Source organism: Sphingomonas sp. IC-56 (assembly GCF_021043375.1).
GTDB lineage: Bacteria > Pseudomonadota > Alphaproteobacteria > Sphingomonadales > Sphingomonadaceae > Sphingomonas.
This window is the reverse complement of sequence record NZ_JAJNDV010000002.1, coordinates 229015-245269: the sequence shown is the minus strand read 5'-3', so window position 1 is coordinate 245269 and position 16255 is coordinate 229015. Positions and strand designations below refer to the sequence as shown.

General features: G+C 66.8%; 16 protein-coding genes. 12 read left to right on the top strand and 4 right to left on the bottom strand.

Features of this window, described 5'->3' with window-relative positions:
- The first annotated feature begins 3 nt into the window (after nt 1–3).
- From LQ953_RS04305 to rarD, 3 genes are all read left to right on the top strand, one after another.
- Nucleotides 4–1323, top strand: coding sequence for a dihydrolipoamide acetyltransferase family protein (locus LQ953_RS04305; protein ID WP_231029439.1), 1320 nt, complete (start codon nt 4–6; stop codon nt 1321–1323).
- Nucleotides 1323–1805, top strand: coding sequence for a GNAT family N-acetyltransferase (locus tag LQ953_RS04300; RefSeq protein ID WP_231029438.1), 483 nt, complete (start codon nt 1323–1325; stop codon nt 1803–1805). Before LQ953_RS04305 ends, LQ953_RS04300 begins: the two co-directional genes overlap by 1 nt.
- 63 nt (nt 1806–1868) lie before the next feature.
- Nucleotides 1869–2777: an EamA family transporter RarD gene (rarD, locus tag LQ953_RS04295; RefSeq protein ID WP_231029437.1), complete on the top strand. Its 909-nt coding sequence runs from the start codon at nt 1869–1871 to the stop codon at nt 2775–2777.
- A 132-nt stretch (nt 2778–2909) separates the two neighbouring features.
- Here the strand turns inward: rarD and LQ953_RS04290 are convergent, their stop codons facing one another.
- Nucleotides 2910–4103 carry a thiolase family protein gene (locus tag LQ953_RS04290; protein ID WP_231029436.1) on the bottom strand — a complete coding sequence of 398 codons (1194 nt, stop codon included), beginning with the start codon at nt 4101–4103 and terminating at the stop codon, nt 2910–2912.
- 53 nt (nt 4104–4156) lie between these two features.
- The gene (locus LQ953_RS04285; protein ID WP_231029435.1) at nt 4157–4936 is read right to left on the bottom strand and encodes a crotonase/enoyl-CoA hydratase family protein; all 780 of its coding nucleotides are present in this window, start codon (nt 4934–4936) and stop codon (nt 4157–4159) included.
- 56 nt (nt 4937–4992) lie between these two features.
- Between LQ953_RS04285 and LQ953_RS04280 the strand changes: the two genes are divergently transcribed.
- Complete coding sequence (locus tag LQ953_RS04280) at nt 4993–5442, top strand: PaaI family thioesterase (protein ID WP_231029434.1); 450 nt, start codon at nt 4993–4995, stop codon at nt 5440–5442.
- On the top strand, nt 5439–5816 hold the full coding sequence (locus tag LQ953_RS04275; protein WP_231029433.1) for a PaaI family thioesterase: 378 nt from the start codon (nt 5439–5441) through the stop codon (nt 5814–5816). The genes LQ953_RS04280 and LQ953_RS04275 overlap by 4 nt, the downstream gene beginning before the upstream one ends.
- A gap of 27 nt (nt 5817–5843) precedes the next feature.
- On the opposite strand, the gene LQ953_RS04270 is transcribed toward LQ953_RS04275, so the two are convergent.
- Nucleotides 5844–7034, bottom strand: a complete 1191-nt coding sequence (locus LQ953_RS04270; RefSeq protein WP_231029432.1) for a PQQ-dependent sugar dehydrogenase — start codon at nt 7032–7034, stop codon at nt 5844–5846.
- Nucleotides 7031–8176 (bottom strand): PQQ-dependent sugar dehydrogenase, encoded by a 1146-nt coding sequence (locus LQ953_RS04265; protein ID WP_231029431.1) that lies wholly within the window; start codon nt 8174–8176, stop codon nt 7031–7033. The genes LQ953_RS04270 and LQ953_RS04265 overlap by 4 nt, the downstream gene beginning before the upstream one ends.
- Before the next feature lie 214 nt (nt 8177–8390).
- Here LQ953_RS04265 and rimP point away from each other — a divergent pair, with 214 nt between their 5' ends.
- The 7 genes from rimP (at nt 8391) to truB (ending at nt 16252) form a co-directional block, all read left to right on the top strand.
- Nucleotides 8391–8936, top strand: coding sequence for a ribosome maturation protein RimP (gene rimP / locus LQ953_RS04260; RefSeq protein ID WP_231029430.1), 546 nt, complete (start codon nt 8391–8393; stop codon nt 8934–8936).
- A 3-nt stretch (nt 8937–8939) separates the two neighbouring features.
- The gene (nusA, locus tag LQ953_RS04255) at nt 8940–10562 is read left to right on the top strand and encodes a transcription termination factor NusA (protein WP_231029429.1); all 1623 of its coding nucleotides are present in this window, start codon (nt 8940–8942) and stop codon (nt 10560–10562) included.
- 63 nt (nt 10563–10625) lie between these two features.
- Nucleotides 10626–11342, top strand: a complete 717-nt coding sequence (locus tag LQ953_RS04250; protein WP_231029428.1) for a DUF448 domain-containing protein — start codon at nt 10626–10628, stop codon at nt 11340–11342.
- On the top strand, nt 11339–14152 hold the full coding sequence (infB, locus tag LQ953_RS04245; protein ID WP_231029427.1) for a translation initiation factor IF-2: 2814 nt from the start codon (nt 11339–11341) through the stop codon (nt 14150–14152). The genes LQ953_RS04250 and infB overlap by 4 nt, the downstream gene beginning before the upstream one ends.
- Before the next feature lie 48 nt (nt 14153–14200).
- Nucleotides 14201–14602: a 30S ribosome-binding factor RbfA gene (rbfA, locus tag LQ953_RS04240; protein ID WP_231029426.1), complete on the top strand. Its 402-nt coding sequence runs from the start codon at nt 14201–14203 to the stop codon at nt 14600–14602.
- Between the two features lie 30 nt (nt 14603–14632).
- Entirely contained in the window at nt 14633–15220 is a 588-nt protein-coding gene (locus LQ953_RS04235; RefSeq protein ID WP_231029425.1) for a thymidine kinase, read from the top strand.
- Nucleotides 15221–15253: 33 nt separating this feature from the next.
- Nucleotides 15254–16252 carry a tRNA pseudouridine(55) synthase TruB gene (gene truB, locus LQ953_RS04230; RefSeq protein ID WP_231029424.1) on the top strand — a complete coding sequence of 333 codons (999 nt, stop codon included), beginning with the start codon at nt 15254–15256 and terminating at the stop codon, nt 16250–16252.
- The last annotated feature ends 3 nt before the right edge of the window (nt 16253–16255 follow it).

The window sequence follows — 16255 nt, the reverse complement described above, 5'->3', positions numbered from 1 at the left end:
GCCATGGCACGCTTTACGTTTCGTCTGCCGGACATCGGCGAAGGCATTGCCGAGGCCGAGATCGTCGCCTGGCACGTGCGTGTCGGCGACCGGGTCGAGGAAGACCAGCAGGTCGCGGACATGATGACCGACAAGGCGACCGTGGAAATGGAGTCGCCGGTGTCGGGCGTGGTCGTGGAACTCGCCGGCGAAGTGGGCGACCAGGTGCCGATCGGATCGGCGCTGATGATCGTGGAGACCGATGGCGACGCGGCGGAGGCTGCGCCAGTTTCGGAAGAGGTCGAGGCTCAGATCGAGGCCGAGAACCCCGGTGTTGAGGAAGTGGTGGAACCTGCTCCCCTCCCTGTAAGGGAGGGGCCGGGGGTGGGTGGCGAGCGCAGCGAGCCTCCTACGCCCGCCGCAGAGCCGACGCCTTCGGCGCCGGCACCCACCCCCAACCCCTCCCTTGCAGGGAGGGGAGACTATAAGGTGCTCGCTTCGCCTGCGGTGCGTGAACGTGCCCGGGATCTGGGCATCGACCTGGCCGAGGTGAAGTCGGACGGCGAGCGGGTGCGGCATGCCGATCTGGACGCCTTCCTTCGCTATGGCAGCGGTCAGGGCTATCATGCCCCGCACGCATCGCGCGCTCGCGAGGATCTGCCGGTCAAGGTGATCGGCATGCGCCGGCGCATTGCTGAGAACATGGCGGCGTCCAAGCGCACGATTCCGCACTTCACCTATGTCGACGAGATCGACGTCACCGCACTGGAGGCGATGCGCGGCGACTTGAACGCCAATCGCGGCAGCCGGCCCAAGCTGACCATGCTGCCCTTCATGATCGTCGCGATCTGCCGGGCTATCCCCGACTTCCCGATGCTCAACGCGCGCTATGACGATGAGGCCGGCGTGGTGACGCGCCATGGCCGCATCCATCTCGGCATGGCCGCGCAGACCGATGCCGGGCTGATGGTGCCGGTGATCCGCGACGCGCAGGACAAGAATGTCTGGCAGCTGGCGAGCGAGATCACCCGGCTTGCCGAAGCGGCGCGGACGGGCAAGGCCAAGTCGGAGGAGCTGAGCGGCTCGACGCTGACCGTCACCTCGCTCGGGCCGCTGGGTGGCATCGCCACCACGCCGGTGATCAACCGTCCGGAAGTGGCGATCATCGGGCCGAACAAGATCGTCGAGCGCCCGGTCTTCCACGGCGACGACATTGTGCGGGCCAAGCTGATGAACCTGTCGATCAGCTGCGATCATCGCGTAGTCGACGGGCATGACGCGGCGAGCTTTGTCCAGGCAGTCAAGAAGCTGCTCGAGACGCCCGTCCTGCTGTTCGCCGACTGATGCACTGGCGCGCGATGGCGGCGGGCGACCTGGACGGAGTCGCCGCCGTCGCCGCCATCGCCTTTCCCGATCATCCCGAAAGCCACGCCTGCTTTGCCGAGCGGCTGGCGCTGTACCCGCAGCTCTGCTTCGTGCTGGACGATGCGGGCACCGTTGCGGGGTATCTGATCGCCTATCCATGGCCGCAGGGCGCGATCCCGCCGCTCGACACGCTGCTGGGCGCGTTGCCGGACGATCACTCTGCGCTGTACCTGCATGATCTGGCTTTGCTGCCACGCGCGCGTGGCGGCGGGCATGCGGCGGCGGGCATCGCGCTGTTGCTCGAACAGGCGCGCGGACTTGGCGCCAGCAGCATCGCATTGGTGTCGGTTAATGCTTCGGCCGCATTCTGGGAAGCGCAGGGCTTCGCTACGACCGATGCGCCTGCGGGAAAGCTCGCCAGCTATGGCGCCGACGCGCGGTACATGCGCCGGGAAATCTAAGGCGGCAGCGGGCGCAAGCGATGCTTGCTTGCCCCCGCGCGCCGGCTGGGCGATGGCGCACGCGTGAAATCATCCACTTCTTCTCGGGATACCGGCGGGCTTCTGCTCGCGGTCGGCGCCTTTGCCATCTGGGGCGTACTGCCGCTCTATTTCCACGCGCTGTCGGAAGTGCCAGCACTGCAGGTGCTCAGTCATCGCATTGTCTGGTCGATGCTGCTGCTGGGGGTCGTTGTGCTTGCGGTCGGGCGCGGCAGGTCGATCCTTGCTGCGGCGCGGGGCCGCACGCTGCTGTTGCTGATCGCCAGCGCCGCGCTGATCGCAGTCAACTGGCTAGTCTATATCTGGGCAGTGCAGCATCACCATGTGCTGGAGGGGAGTCTCGGCTATTTCATCAATCCGCTGGTCAATGTCGCGCTGGGCGTCCTGGTGCTCGGCGAGCGGCTGCGGCGCTGGCAGGGGGTGGCGATCGGCGTCGCCGCGGCCGGTGTCGTGGTGCTGGCGCTCAGCGGCGGCGGGTCGCTGTGGATATCGCTGGTGCTGGCGGCGAGCTTCGGGCTGTACGGGCTGGTGCGCAAAATGGTGGCGATCGACGCGCTGGGCGGGTTGACGATAGAAACCGTGCTGCTGGCGCCGATCGCCCTGGGTGTGCTGATCTATGCGAGCGCCAATGGACAGGCGAGCTTTGGCGTGTCGTGGCGGCTGGACGGGATGCTTGTTGCGGCCGGCCTGATCACGTCGGTGCCGCTGCTGATGTTCGCGGCCGCCGCGCGGCGCATGCCGCTCGCTACGCTGGGGCTGCTGCAATATATCGCGCCGACCCTGCAATTTGCCGAGGCCGTGCTGGTGTTCGGGGAGCCGGTTACGAGGGTGCACGCGGTGACGTTCGTGCTGATCTGGAGCGGGTGCGCGCTGTACGCGTGGGACAGTGTCCGCGCGGCTAGGGGGCGGGCGGCGCCAGTGGTGGCGGACTGAGGTTATGGAAGCCTCAGTTCCCCGGCGGAGGCCGGGGCCCAGCTTCAGGCTGTATGAGGCTATGTTCCCGCGCCTTCGAGTGACCTTGGCAACTGGGCCCCGGCCTTCGCCGGGGAACTGGTTGAGGGTCTGTCAGGGGATCTCGAACAGCCCGGCGGCGCCCATGCCGCCGGCGGTGCACATCGACACGACCACATAGCGCACCCCGCGCTTGCGCCCTTCGATCAGCGCGTGGCCGACCATCCGGCTGCCGGTCATGCCAAAGGGATGGCCGATGGCGATCGCGCCGCCATTGACGTTGAACCGGTCGGGATCGATGCCCAGCGCGTCGCGGCAGTAGAGGCACTGGCTGGCAAAGGCTTCGTTGATTTCCCACAGGCCGATATCGGCGACCGTCAGCCCGGCGCGCTTGAGCAGCTTGGGGACCGCGAATACCGGGCCGATGCCCATTTCGTCGGGATCGCAGCCCGCGACCTGAAAGCCGCGATAGATGCCCAGGATTTCCTTGCCCTCGGCCTCTGCCGTGGCGCGGTCCATCAGGATCTGCGCGGCGGCGGCGTCGGAAAGCTGGCTGGCATTGCCTGCCGTGACGTGCTGCCCCTCGCGCACCACCTGGCCGTCCTTCCACACCGGCTTGAGCGTGGCGAGCACGTCTGCGGTGGTGCCGGGGCGGATGCCCTCGTCCTGGGTGACGGTGACCGTCTCGCTGCCGGTGCGGTTGCCGGCCTTGTCGAACAGCGCGCGCTCCACCGTGATCGGTACGATCTCCTCGGCAAAGGCGCCGTTCGCCAGCCCCGCGGCGGCGCGTTGCTGGCTGCGCGCGGCAAAGGCGTCCTGCGCCTCGCGGCTAACGCCGTAGCGATCCGCGACGATCTCGGCGGTTTCGATCATCGGCAGATAGGCCGTGGGCACGTGGTCGGTCACCGAATGGTTCATCACGCGCGGCGCGTTCTTCATGGTGAGGCTGATCGACTCCATACCCCCGGCGAGCGCGACATCGATCTCGTCCGTCATGATCGAGCGGGCGGCGAGTGCGATGGCGGTCAGCCCCGAGCCGCATTTACGGTCCAGGGTGAAGGCGGGCACGCTGTTGGGGATGCCCGCGGCGAACAGCGAAAGCCGGGCGAGGTTGCCGCCCTGGCTGCCCCATTGATTGCCCGCGCCGTAGAAGACATCGTCGATGCGGCCGGGATCAATGCCGGCGCGCTCGATCGCCGCGTTCATCACGTGCGCGGCGAGAACCGGGGCTTCGGTATCGTTGAACGCGCCACGGCCGGCCTTGCCGATGCCGGTGCGCGCAGTGGAGATGATGGCAGCCTCTCGCATAGGTTGGTCTCGTTTTCGAAACTTCGGTATGGAAACGCTGTAGCCCGAATCGGTCAGTCGGTGAAGACCGGATCGCGCTTCTGGAGATTGGCCATCACCGCCTCCATTTGGTTGGGCGAGCGGAGCAAGGCGGCCTGTTCGCGGCTTTCGGCGGCGAGCAACGTGGCGGCGTTGCCTTCGTGGTTGGCGAGGCGCTTGGCGGCGCGGATCGCGTGCGGGTTGCGGCCTGCGATGGCGCGGGCGAGGGCGATCGCCTCGGCATGGGGATCCCGTGCGATGCGGGTGACGAAGCCGAGTTGCACGGCCTCCTGCGCGTCGAAGCTGCGGGCGGTGTAGGTCAGTTCGCGCAAGTGATCGTCGCGCACCAGGCTGCGCCACAGCGCGAAGCCGGCCATGTCGGGCACGATGCCCCATTTGAGCTCCATCACCGAGAGCTGCGTGTCGGGCGCGGCGATGCGGATGTCCGCGCCGCTGGCGATCTGGAGCCCGCCGCCCAGCGCCACGCCGTGCAGCGCCGCGATCACCGGGACCGGGAGCGTGCGCCAGCCCCAGGCGACCTGCTGAAACAGATTGGCCGGGCCGTAGGTGCGGTCCTCCAGCGAGAAGCCGGGCGTGCCGGCTGCCATGCTCGCCATGTCGAGCCCGGCGCAAAAGCCGCGGCCTTCGCCTGACAGCACGATGGCGCGCAGGCCCGGCAGGGTGGCGAGCCGCTCGATCGTTGCCGCGAGTTCGGCGAACATCGCCGGATCGAGCGCGTTCAGCTTTTCGGGGCGGGAAAGGCGCACATCCGCGATGCCGCTTTCGGTGGTGGTCGTCACGCGTTGCTCGGTCATGCGCTGCTCCTTTGCAGTGCTTTCGTACTGCGCGGATGCCGTGCTACCAAGCCGCGATGAGCGAGGATGAAGCGCGTGCTGCGCGCCGGTTCGACCCCAAGCGATTGTTCGAAAGCCGCTTTGCCGGGCATGGCGCGACGCTGGGCATCGCCTATCACCATCACGGCGAGGATTGGGCCGAGCTGGCGCTGCCCTATGCCGACAAGCTGATCGGCGATTTGGATTCGGGCGTGATGGCCTCGGGGCCGATCCTGGCGCTGATGGACATGGCGACCAGCGTGGCGGTGTGGCTGAAGCTGGACCTGTTCAAGCCGCATGCGACGCTGGACCTACGCATCGACTATCTTCGGCCGGCGCGCCCCGGACGGACGGTGATCGGGCGCGGGGAATGCTACCGCATAACGCGCTCGGTCGCATTCGTGCGGGGACAGGCGCATGACGGCGACCCCGACGATCCGGTGGCGAATGTCGCGGCGACCTTCATGGCGGTGGAGGGCTATCGGTGAGCATTCCGCCTTATGCCGAACTGCTGGGGATTTGTGTCGAGCCTGGCGAGGATGCGCCCACTTTGGTGATGCCCTTTGCCATGGACGTGGTGGGGCGTCCGGGCTTTCTGCACGGCGGCGCCATTGGCGGGCTGCTCGAGATGGCGGCGGTCGCGGCGCTTGAGCAGGCGCTGGCGGCGGACGGCGGGGGCCGGTTCAAGCCGATCGGGCTGACGGTCGATTACATGCGGGGTGGCCGCGACAAGCCGACGCGTGCCCGGGGCACGGTCACGCGGCTCGGAACGCGCGTCGCGAATGTGGAGGCGGTGGCGTGGCAGGACGATGCCGACAAGCCGATCGCCAAGGCGCGGACGAATTACCTGATCGTGCGGTGAGGGTGCGCGCCTCCCTACCGCAGCCGCTCAGCGCGGTACCAGCCGCGCCAGCCGGCCGTTGGCGCCGTCCTCCAGGACCCATATCGCGCCATCGGGTGCCTGCTCGACTTCGCGGATGCGTGCGCCGAGCGCGATGCGCTGCGCCTCGCGGCCGGTGGTGCCGTCCAGGTCGACGCGGATGAGGCCCTGACCGACCAGCCCGGCGAAGATCGCGTCCCCCTTCCACGCCGCGAACAGGTCGCCGGAATAGATGATCATGCCGCCCGGCGCGATCACGGGGCTCCATGATACGACCGGAGCTTCATAGCCGTCGCCGGGGCTGTGGTCGGGGATGTTAGAGCCGTCATAGTTGTTGCCGTTGGAGACGTTGGGCCAGCCATAGTTGCGCCCGGCGGTGATCAGGTTGAGCTCGTCGCCGCCTTGCGGGCCCATTTCGCTCTCCCACAAGCGCCCGGCCGCGTCGAAGGCGAGGCCGTAGGGATTGCGGTGGCCGGTCGTCCAGATCTCGGCCAGCGCGCCCGCTGTACCCGCGAAGGGGTTCGCCAATGCCGGGGTGCCGTCGTCGTTCAGGCGGACAATCTTGCCGATGGTATTGGCGTTGTTCTGGACCCGGGCGATGGCGCGGCGGTCGCCGGCGGTTACGTACAGCTTGCCATCGGGGCCAAAGGCCATGCGACCGCCATATTGGCCGGGGTCGGATACCTTTGGCGTCTGGCGCCAGAGTACGCTCACATTGGCGAGCCGGGCGCCGCCGGCATCCTCGGTCAGCGTGCCGCGCGCGATCGCCAGTCCGCTGCCGCCCGTGCCGGGTTCGGCATAGCTCAGATATACGAAGCGGTTAGTTAGAAAATCGGGGTGCAGCGCCACGTCGAGTAGCCCACCCTGTTCTTGGTTGCGGACGGCCGGGACGCCGCCGAGCGGCCCGGACTTGGCGCCTGCGGTGGTGACGATGCGCAGATTGCCCAGCTTTTCAGTCACCAGCAGGCGACCGTCGGGGAGGAACACCATGGCCCAGGGGCTGTCGAAGGTCGCGACCGCCGTCGACTGCACCGCCGTGATCGGCGGCGCGGGAGTCGGTGTAGGAGTGGGTGTTGGCGTCGGAGTGGGCAAGGGGCTGGGCGTCGGCGTGGGCGCAACCACCGAGCCATTGCCGTCGCCGCCACCGCAGGCAGCGAGGGCCAGTAGCGCGGCGGCGCTGAGCCAGCGTGCGGCGGTCATTTCGCCCGTTCCAGCTTGAGCAGGCGGCCCTGCGAATCGCCGCCGTCCTCCAGGAGCCAGATTGCGCCGTCGGGTCCTTCCTCGACTTCGCGGATGCGGGCGTTCATCGGCCACTGATCGCCCTTGGCAGCATTGGTGCCGTTGACGTCGACTCGGACCAGCGACTTGCTCGACAGGCCGCCGATGAACAGGTCGCCCTTCCATTGCGGGAACATCTTGCCCGAATAGACCATCAGCCCGCCAGGGCTGATCACCGGGTTCCATGAGACCTTGGGCGGCTCATAGCCATCGCCAGCTTTGTGGTCGGGAATGTCGCGGCCATCATAATGGCTGCCGTTCGAGGCATTCGGCCAGCCATAGTTGCGGCTGGGCAGGACGAGATTGACTTCGTCGCCGCCTTTGGGGCCCATTTCCTGTTCCCAGACATTGCCCTGCGCATCGACCGCGATGCCGAGCAGGTTGCGATGCCCATAGGACCAGACGGCGGGGTGAAAGCCCTTGGCCGCCAGCGGGTTGCCCGCGGCAGGCGTGCCGTCATCGTTGAGGCGCAGCACCTTGCCCAGCGTGACCTTCGGGTCTTGCGCAGGTGTGAATTTCTGGCGGTCGCCATTGGTGAAGAACAGCTTGCCGTCCTTTGCAAAGGCGATGCGGCCCGAGAAGTGGCCGTTGCCATCGACATAGCTGTTGGCGCGGAACAGCGTCTGGACGCCGTCCAACCGAGGCGAGGCGCCGTCGACCAGCTTGCCACGGGCGAGCACGACGCCCTTTAGCCCCTGCGCATTGGCTTCCGAATAGCTGAAATACACCCAGCGATTCTGCGCGAACTGGGGGTGGAGCACGACGTCCATCAGCCCGCCCTGACCCTCGGCCATCACCGAAGGCGTGCCGGCGACCGGCGTCTTTTGCTGGCCATCGGCGGAGACGAGCAGCAGCGTGCCCGCCTTTTCCGTCACCAGCATCCGTCCTTCGGGCAGGAAGGTCATCGCCCAGGGCGAATCGAAGTCCGCAACTGGGGTTACCGTGAAAGGCTGCCCGGCACTGGCCTGTGCCGGCGTCCCGCTGTCCGTGGCATTCGCACCGGTCTCGGCGCTGCACGCGGCGAGGAGGACGGGAACAAGAAGAAGGCGGGCCTTGGCGCTCATGAACATCATCCTCAGGGGCAAGTTGCGTACGCAACGCATGAGAGCCGTTACGGCTCCGTCATTGCTTTCGTGTGTGGCACAAGAAGCTGCTCTTGCCGACACTGTACGGAACGCGTATATCGCCCATGCTTTCTCGACATCTCAACCATGCCGAGGTCGGGGCCCGCAGGGCTCCGGCGCCGAAGCCGCTTACCTAATTGCCGGAGACCTGAGCTTGGCGGACATCGCCGCATTGACTGCCCTGATCGAACCCGAAGCCAAAGCGCTCGGGCTCGCGCTCGTGCGCGTCAAGATGTTCGGCGGCAAGTCGGACCCGACCTTGCAGGTAATGGCCGAGCGCCCGGACACGCGCCAGCTGAGCATCGACGATTGCGCCGACCTGTCGCGCCGCATCTCGGACAAGCTGGACGAATTGGAAGCGGCGGGCCGCGATCCCCTCGACTATGCTTATCGCCTTGAAGTCAGCTCGCCGGGCATCGACCGCCCGCTGACGCGCTTGCAGGATTTCGAGGACTGGAAGGGGCAGGAGGCGCGGATCAATTTGGTCGAGCCGACCGAAGATAACCGCAAGCAGCTGACCGGCGACCTGCTGGGCGTTGAGGGTGACCAGGTTTCGATCGACGTGCGCAAGCACAAGGTCGTGACTGTGCCCTTCGCGCAGATCGCCGACGCCAAGCTGACCATCACCGACAAGCTTATTGCCGCAACCGCTCCGCTCTCTGCCGAGGGCGCCGACGACATCATCGAAGTAGAAGGGTAAGCCATGGCCACTGCCATCACTGCCAACCGTGCCGAACTCATCGCGATCGCCGATTCGGTTGCGAAGGAAAAGCTGATCGACCGCGCCATCGTCATCGAGGCGATGGAAGACGCGATCCAGCGCGCCGCCAAGAACCGCTATGGCATCGAAAACGACATTCGCGCCAAGCTGGACCCCAGCACCGGCGACCTGCGCCTGTGGCGCGTCGTGGAAGTGGTCGAGCAGGTGGACGATTACTTCAAGCAGGTCGATGTCGCCCAGGCGCAGAAGCTCCAGAAGGGCGCGGCGCTTGGCGATTATATCGTCGATCCGCTGCCTCCGATCGAATTCGGCCGCATCCAGGCCCAAGCGTCCAAGCAGATCATCTTCCAGAAGGTCCGCGACGCCGAGCGCGAGCGCCAGCACGAAGAGTTCAAGGATCGCGTCGGTGAGATTATCACCGGCGTCGTCAAGCGCGTCGAGTTCGGCCACGTCGTGGTCGACCTGGGCCGCGCCGAGGGCGTTATCCGCCGCGACCAGCAGATACCGCGCGAAGTGGTGCGCGTCGGCGACCGCGTCCGCTCGGTCGTGCTCAGCGTTCGCCGCGAGAATCGCGGCCCGCAGATCTTCCTCAGCCGTGCACATCCCGACTTCATGAAGAAGCTGTTTGCGCAGGAAGTGCCCGAAATCTATGACGGCATCATCGAGATCAAGGCCGCTGCCCGCGATCCGGGTTCGCGCGCCAAGATCGGCGTGATCAGCCACGACAGCTCGATCGATCCGGTCGGTGCCTGCGTCGGCATGAAGGGCAGCCGCGTGCAGGCCGTCGTGCAGGAAATGCAGGGCGAGAAGATCGACATCATCCCCTGGTCGCCCGACACCGCGACGTTTGTCGTGAACGCGCTTCAGCCGGCCAATGTCGCCCGCGTGGTGATCGACGAGGAAGAGGATCGCATCGAAGTGGTCGTCCCCGACGATCAGCTCAGCCTCGCCATTGGGCGCCGCGGCCAGAATGTTCGTCTTGCCAGCCAGTTGACGGCCAAGGCGATCGACATCCTGACCGAAACCGACGCCAGCGAGAAGCGCCAGCAGGAGTTCGTCCAGAACTCCGAGAGCTTCCAGAACGAGCTGGACGTCGACGAGACGCTGGCGCAGCTGCTGGTGGCCGAGGGCTTTTCGACGCTCGAGGAAGTCGCCTATGTCGAGCTCGAAGAGATTGCGAGCATCGAAGGGTTTGACGAGGAACTCGGCCAGGAGCTGCAGAGCCGTGCGCAGGAAGCGCTCGACCGCCGCGAGGAAGCCAATCGCGAACTGCGCCGCAGCCTGGGCGTGGAGGACGACCTGTCCACCATGCCGTACATGACCGAAGCGATGCTGGTCACGCTGGGCAAGGCGGGGATCAAGACGCTCGACGACCTGGCCGATCTCGCCACCGACGAACTGGTTGCCAAGAAGCGCGCCGAGCCGCGCCGCCGCGGCAACGACAATCCCCGTGCCGAGCGGGCCGAAGACAAGGGCGGGATCCTCGCCGAGTACGGCCTGTCGGACGAACAGGGCAACGAGATCATCATGGCCGCCCGTGCGCACTGGTTCGCGGACGAAGCGCCCGAAGCTACGGAGGACGCTGTTGCGGAATCCGAACAATGATCGGGCTCGCTGCCTAACATCGCTGTCATCGCCTGCCCCCTCCACTGAAAAGGAGGGGCGCAAGTGAGCGATCCTGTCCGCACCTGCATCCTTGCCCGCGAGGAAGCGCCGCGCGAAGGGCTGATCCGGCTTGCGCTCTCGCCGGATGGCGACGTGCTGCCCGACGTGCGTGCCAAGGCCCCAGGCCGTGGCGCGTGGATCGGCGTGGCGCGTGCCGAACTGGAAAGCGCACAGGCCAAGGGCAAGCTCAAGGGCGCGCTGTCCCGCGCGTTCAAGACCGGCGACATCCGTATTCCCGACGATCTGGGCGCGCGCATCACCGCGCAGCTCGAGCGCCAGCTGCTTGACCGGCTGGGGCTGGAGTTCAAGGCCGGCCACGTTGTGATCGGCGGCGAGCGCATTCAGAATGCCGCGCGATCGGGCCAGCTGCACCTGCTGCTGCACGCCAGCGATGCGGGTGCCGATGGCGCCGGCAAGCTGGCCCAGGCATGGCGCGTGGGATCCGACGCCGAAGGTTCGGGGAAGAGGGGCTTAACATTGCCGCTCTCGCGCACCATATTGTCCTTAGCGTTGGGCCGCGAAAATGTGGTACACGCTGGCGTGACAGACGCCAAAGCTGCTGGGCGGGTGAGCGATGTGCTCGGCCGCTGGCTGCATTTTATCGGACCCGAACTCGGCTCCAGCGCTTGCGAATCCGCTTCGCAGGGCGCATCGGCGCTCCCGCAGGGTTCGCCGCCGCACGACGAACGACTGACTGAAGGACTACGAAGGCCCGCATGAGCGACACCGACAACGAAAAGCCGAAACTTGGCATGCGCCAGCCGCTGGGCCTGAAGCGCACGGTCGAGACGGGCAAGGTGAAGCAGAGCTTCAGCCATGGCCGCTCGAACACCGTGGTCGTGGAAGTTAAGCGGCGCCGCGTGCTGGGTCCGCAGGGCGGGCCTGCCCCCGAAGAACAGACGCCGGCGCCCGCGCCCGAAGCGCCTGCACCCCAGGCTGCGCCGCGCCCGGCCGCGCCTGCACCGCGTCCGCCGGTTTCGAACGAAACCGCCCAGGAGCGTCAGGCACGCCTGCTCCGCGAAGCCGATTCGCAGCGCATGCAGTCGCTGGAAGATGCGCGCCGTCGCGAAGAGCGTGCTCGCACCGAGGCCGCCGAGGAAGAGCGACGCCGCGGTGAAGAGCGTGCCCGTGCCGAGGCCGAGGCTGCGGAGGCCGCCAAGGCCGCTGCCGTCGCGCCTGCGCCCGCGCCCAAGGTGGAGGAGCCCGCTCCCGCGCCTGCGCCGGTAGCTGCGCCCGCGCCTGCTCCGGTTGAGGCGCCTGCTCCCGCACCGGTCGAGACGCCGGCACCTGCGCCAGCGCCCGTCGCTGCTGCGCCTGCGCCCAAGCCGACGCCTGCACCGGCTCCCGCGCCCGCAGCGCCGCCGCGTCCGCTGACGCTGCAGCTCGATCCGTCGCTGCCGGCACCGCGCCGCTTCACGCCCGTGCAGCGTCCTGAAATCCCCAAGCCGCAGCCCAAGCCTGCGCCCGAGCCCGCACCTGCACAGCAGGCGCAGCCCGCGCCGCAGCGTCCTGCCGGTGCCGCACCGGCGGCTGCCGGCGCCGCGCGCCCTGCAGTGGGTGGTGGTCTGGCCGCGCGCCGTGGTCCGGAACCCGCGCGTCCGCAGCAGCGTGACCGGAAGGGTGACGATCGCCGCCAGTCGGGCAAGCTTACCGTCACGCGCGCCCTGGGCGGCGACGATGGTGCCCGTGCGCGCAGCCTCGCGGCGCTGAAGCGCGCCCGCGACAAGGAAAATCGCCGTCACTTCGGTGGCCCGCGCGAGCCGCAGGTCAAGCAGGTCCGCGACGTGGTGGTGCCTGACGCCATCACCGTGCAGGAACTCGCCAACCGTATGGCCGAGAAGGGCGCCGACTTGGTGAAGGCGCTGTTCAAGATGGGCATGCCGGTCACCGTCAATCAGACGATCGACCAGGACACGGCCGAGCTGCTGGTGACCGAGTTCGGCCACAACATCCAGCGCGTGAGCGAGAGCGACATCGACATCCAGGCCGATACGGTCGAGGAAGCCGAGGACAAGCTCCAGCCGCGTCCGCCGGTTGTGACGATCATGGGTCACGTCGATCACGGCAAGACGTCGCTGCTCGACGCGCTGCGCGGCACGGACGTGGTGCGCGGCGAAGCCGGCGGCATCACCCAGCATATCGGCGCCTATCAGGTCACGCTGAAGGACAAGTCGAAGATCACCTTCCTCGACACGCCGGGCCACGAGGCCTTCACCGAGATGCGCGCGCGCGGTGCCAATGTCACCGACATCGTCGTGCTGGTGGTGGCGGCCAATGACGGCCTGATGCCGCAGACGATCGAGGCCATCAACCACACCAAGGCGGCCGGCGTGCCGATGATCGTGGCGATCAACAAGGTCGACCTCGACAGCGCCAATCCGCAGCGCGTGCGCGAGCGTCTGCTCGAGCATGAAGTGGTGGTCGAGGAGATGGGCGGCGACGTCCAGAACGTCGAAGTGTCCGCGCTCAAGAAGATGGGTCTCGACGAGCTGATCGAGAAGATCCAGCTCCAGGCCGAGCTGCTCGAATTGCGAGCCAATCCCGACCGCGAGGCCGAGGGCACGGTGATCGAGGCCAAGCTCGACAAGGGGCGCGGCCCGGTCGCGACGATCCTGGTCAACCGCGGTACGCTGCGCGTCGGCGACGTGTTCGTCGTGGGCGCCGAGAGCGGCAAGGTGCGCGCGCTGGTCGACGACAAGGGTCGTCAGATCAAGGAAGCCGGTCCGGCAATGCCGGTCGAGGTGCTGGGCCTGTCCGGCGTGCCGATGGCGGGCGATCCGCTGCAGGTCGTCGAGAACGAAGCTCGTGCGCGCGAAGTGGCCGAATATCGCAAGGGTGTCGCGCTTCAGAAGCGCACCACCAATGCCCCCGCCAGCTTGGAGAGCATGTTCTCCGCGCTGAAGGAAAAGCAGGCGATGGAATATCCGCTGGTCGTGAAGGCGGATACTCAGGGCACGGTCGAGGCAATCGTCGCGGCGATCAACAAGATCTCCACCGATCTGATCCGTGCGCGCGTGCTGCATTCGGGCGTCGGCGGCATCACCGAGAGCGACGTGACCCTGGCCGGTGCCAGCGGCGCGCCGATCATCGGCTTCAACGTTCGTCCGAACGCCAAGGCACGCGAGATCGCCGAGCGTCAGAAGGTCGCGTTTAAATATTATGACGTGATCTATGACCTCACCGACGAGATCCGCGCCGGCATGGCCGGGCAGCTCGGGCCGGAAGCGTTCGAAACCGTGGTCGGCCGCGCCGAGATCAAGGAAGTGTTCTCGGCTGGCAAGCACGGCAAGGCCGCTGGTCTGCTCGTCACCGAGGGTATCATCCGCAAGGCGCTCAAGGCCCGTATCACCCGCAACGATGTAATCATCTACCAGGGTGAGATCGCCTCGCTGCGCCGCTTCAAGGACGATGTCCCCGAAGTTCGCGCGGGCCTGGAATGCGGTGTGACGTTCAGCCAGAACTTCACCGACATCAAGGCGGGCGACTATCTCGAAACCTTCGAAGTCGAGATGCGCGAGCGCACGCTCTAATCAGGCTCTCCCTCTCCTGCGTGTGCGGGAGAGGGAGCCGAGGTTGACATGAAACACGCCGAAACCCCCGAAAACCGTTCCGTCCGCCTGCTCAAGGTGGGCGAACAGGTGCGTCACGTGCTGTCGGAAATCCTTCAGCGCGGCGATGTACATGACGATGTGCTGGCCAAGCATCTGGTGTCGATCACTGAAGTGCGCATGTCGCCCGACCTGCGCCACGCCACCGTGTTCGTGAAGCCGCTGCTCGGCAAGGACGAGGAAGCGGTGCTCAAGGCCTTGCGCACCAACACTGCCTATCTTCAGCGCGAAGTCGCGCAACGCGTGAAGATGAAATACGCGGCCAAGCTCAAATTCCTGGCCGATGAAAGCTTCGACGAAGGCAGCCATATCGACCAGCTGCTGCGCGATCCGAAGGTTGCGCGCGATCTGGGCAACGACGCTCAGGATTGAGGGCGGCACTCGCTGCGCCGGGGGTACCGCATGGCCAAGCTGTATTTCTACTACGCCTCGATGAACGCGGGCAAATCGACCACGCTCCTGCAGGCCGATTTCAACTATCGCGAGCGCGGCATGCGTACGCTGTTGTTCACCGCCGGGGTGCATGACCGCGGCGGCAAGGGCGTGATCGATTCGCGGCTCGGCATTCGTGCGGCGGCCGTACCGTTCGATGGCGAAACTGATCTGCAAAGCATCGCGCAGGATGCCCATTTTGAGGCGCCGCTCGCCTGTGTTCTGGTCGACGAGGCGCAGTTCCTGAGTGCGCAGCAGGTGCACCAGCTCGCCGCGCTGTGCGACGAGGATGACATTCCCGTGCTCGCTTATGGCCTGCGGACGGATTTCCAGGGCGCGCTGTTTCCTGGTTCGGCCGAATTGCTGGCGTTGGCGGACGCCCTCATAGAAATCAAATCGGTGTGCGATTGCGGGCGCAAGGCGACGATGAACCTGCGCGTCGACGATTATGGCCGCGCCATTCGTCAGGGCGAACAGAAGCAGATCGGCGGCAACGAACGCTATGTGGCGCTGTGCCGCCAGCATTTCATGCAGCGCATGGGCCGCACGTCGCGGTAGCCTTGCCGGACGCGCTTCGGTACGCGCGGGCGGATGCATGGATGGATCATTCTCGACAAGCCGCTCGGGCTGGGCTCGACCCAAGGCGTGAGCGCGGTCAAGCGCGCGCTGCGCGACGGCGCCTATGGCAAGTTCAAGGTTGGGCACGGGGGCACGCTCGATCCGCTGGCGACCGGGGTGTTGCCCATAGCGGTTGGGGAGGCGACCAAGCTCGCCGGGCGCATGCTCGATAGCGACAAAATATATGACTTCACCATCTCGTTCGGCACGCAGACCGACACGCTCGACGCCGAGGGCGTGAAGATCGCTGGGTCGGACATCCGCCCGACGCTGGCGCAGGTAGAGGCGGTGCTACCGCGCTTCACCGGCGCGATCGAGCAGGTGCCGCCGGCGTATTCGGCGCTGAAGGTCGATGGTGAGCGCGCCTATGACTTGGCGCGGGCGGGGGAGGAGGTGGTCCTCAAAAGCCGGAGCGTGACGGTTTATACCCTTCAATCCTCCCCCGGAGGGGGAGGGGGACCAGCGAAGCTGGTGGAGGGGTATTCACCGCGAGCGAATTTCGAAGACGAGACTACCCCTCCACCACCAGCTTACGCTGGCGGTCCCCCTCCCCCTCCGGGGGAGGTTCTGGAAAGCGTCACCCTCACCGCGCATGTCTCCAAGGGCACGTACATCCGCAGCCTCGCGCGCGACATCGCGCTGGCGCTAGGCACCGTCGGCCATGTCACCATGCTACGCCGTACCAAGGCCGGCGCGTTCACGCTGGAGTCCGCGATTTCGCTGGACAATCTGGCCGATGCCGGTAAGGGCCGGCAGCTTGAACGCATATTCCTGCCGCTGAGGGCGGGGCTGGACGACATCCCGGCTCTATCCCTCACCCCCGACCAGGCAGGGCTGCTCCGACAGGGGCGGGTTCTGGCCGGGATACACGCTGACGAAGGCCAGTATTTCGCGCTTGCGGGGGAAACTCCCGTGGCGCTGGTAGAGGTCCACTCCGGTGAAGTCCGGGTCGTCCGCGGGTTCAACCTGTAAACG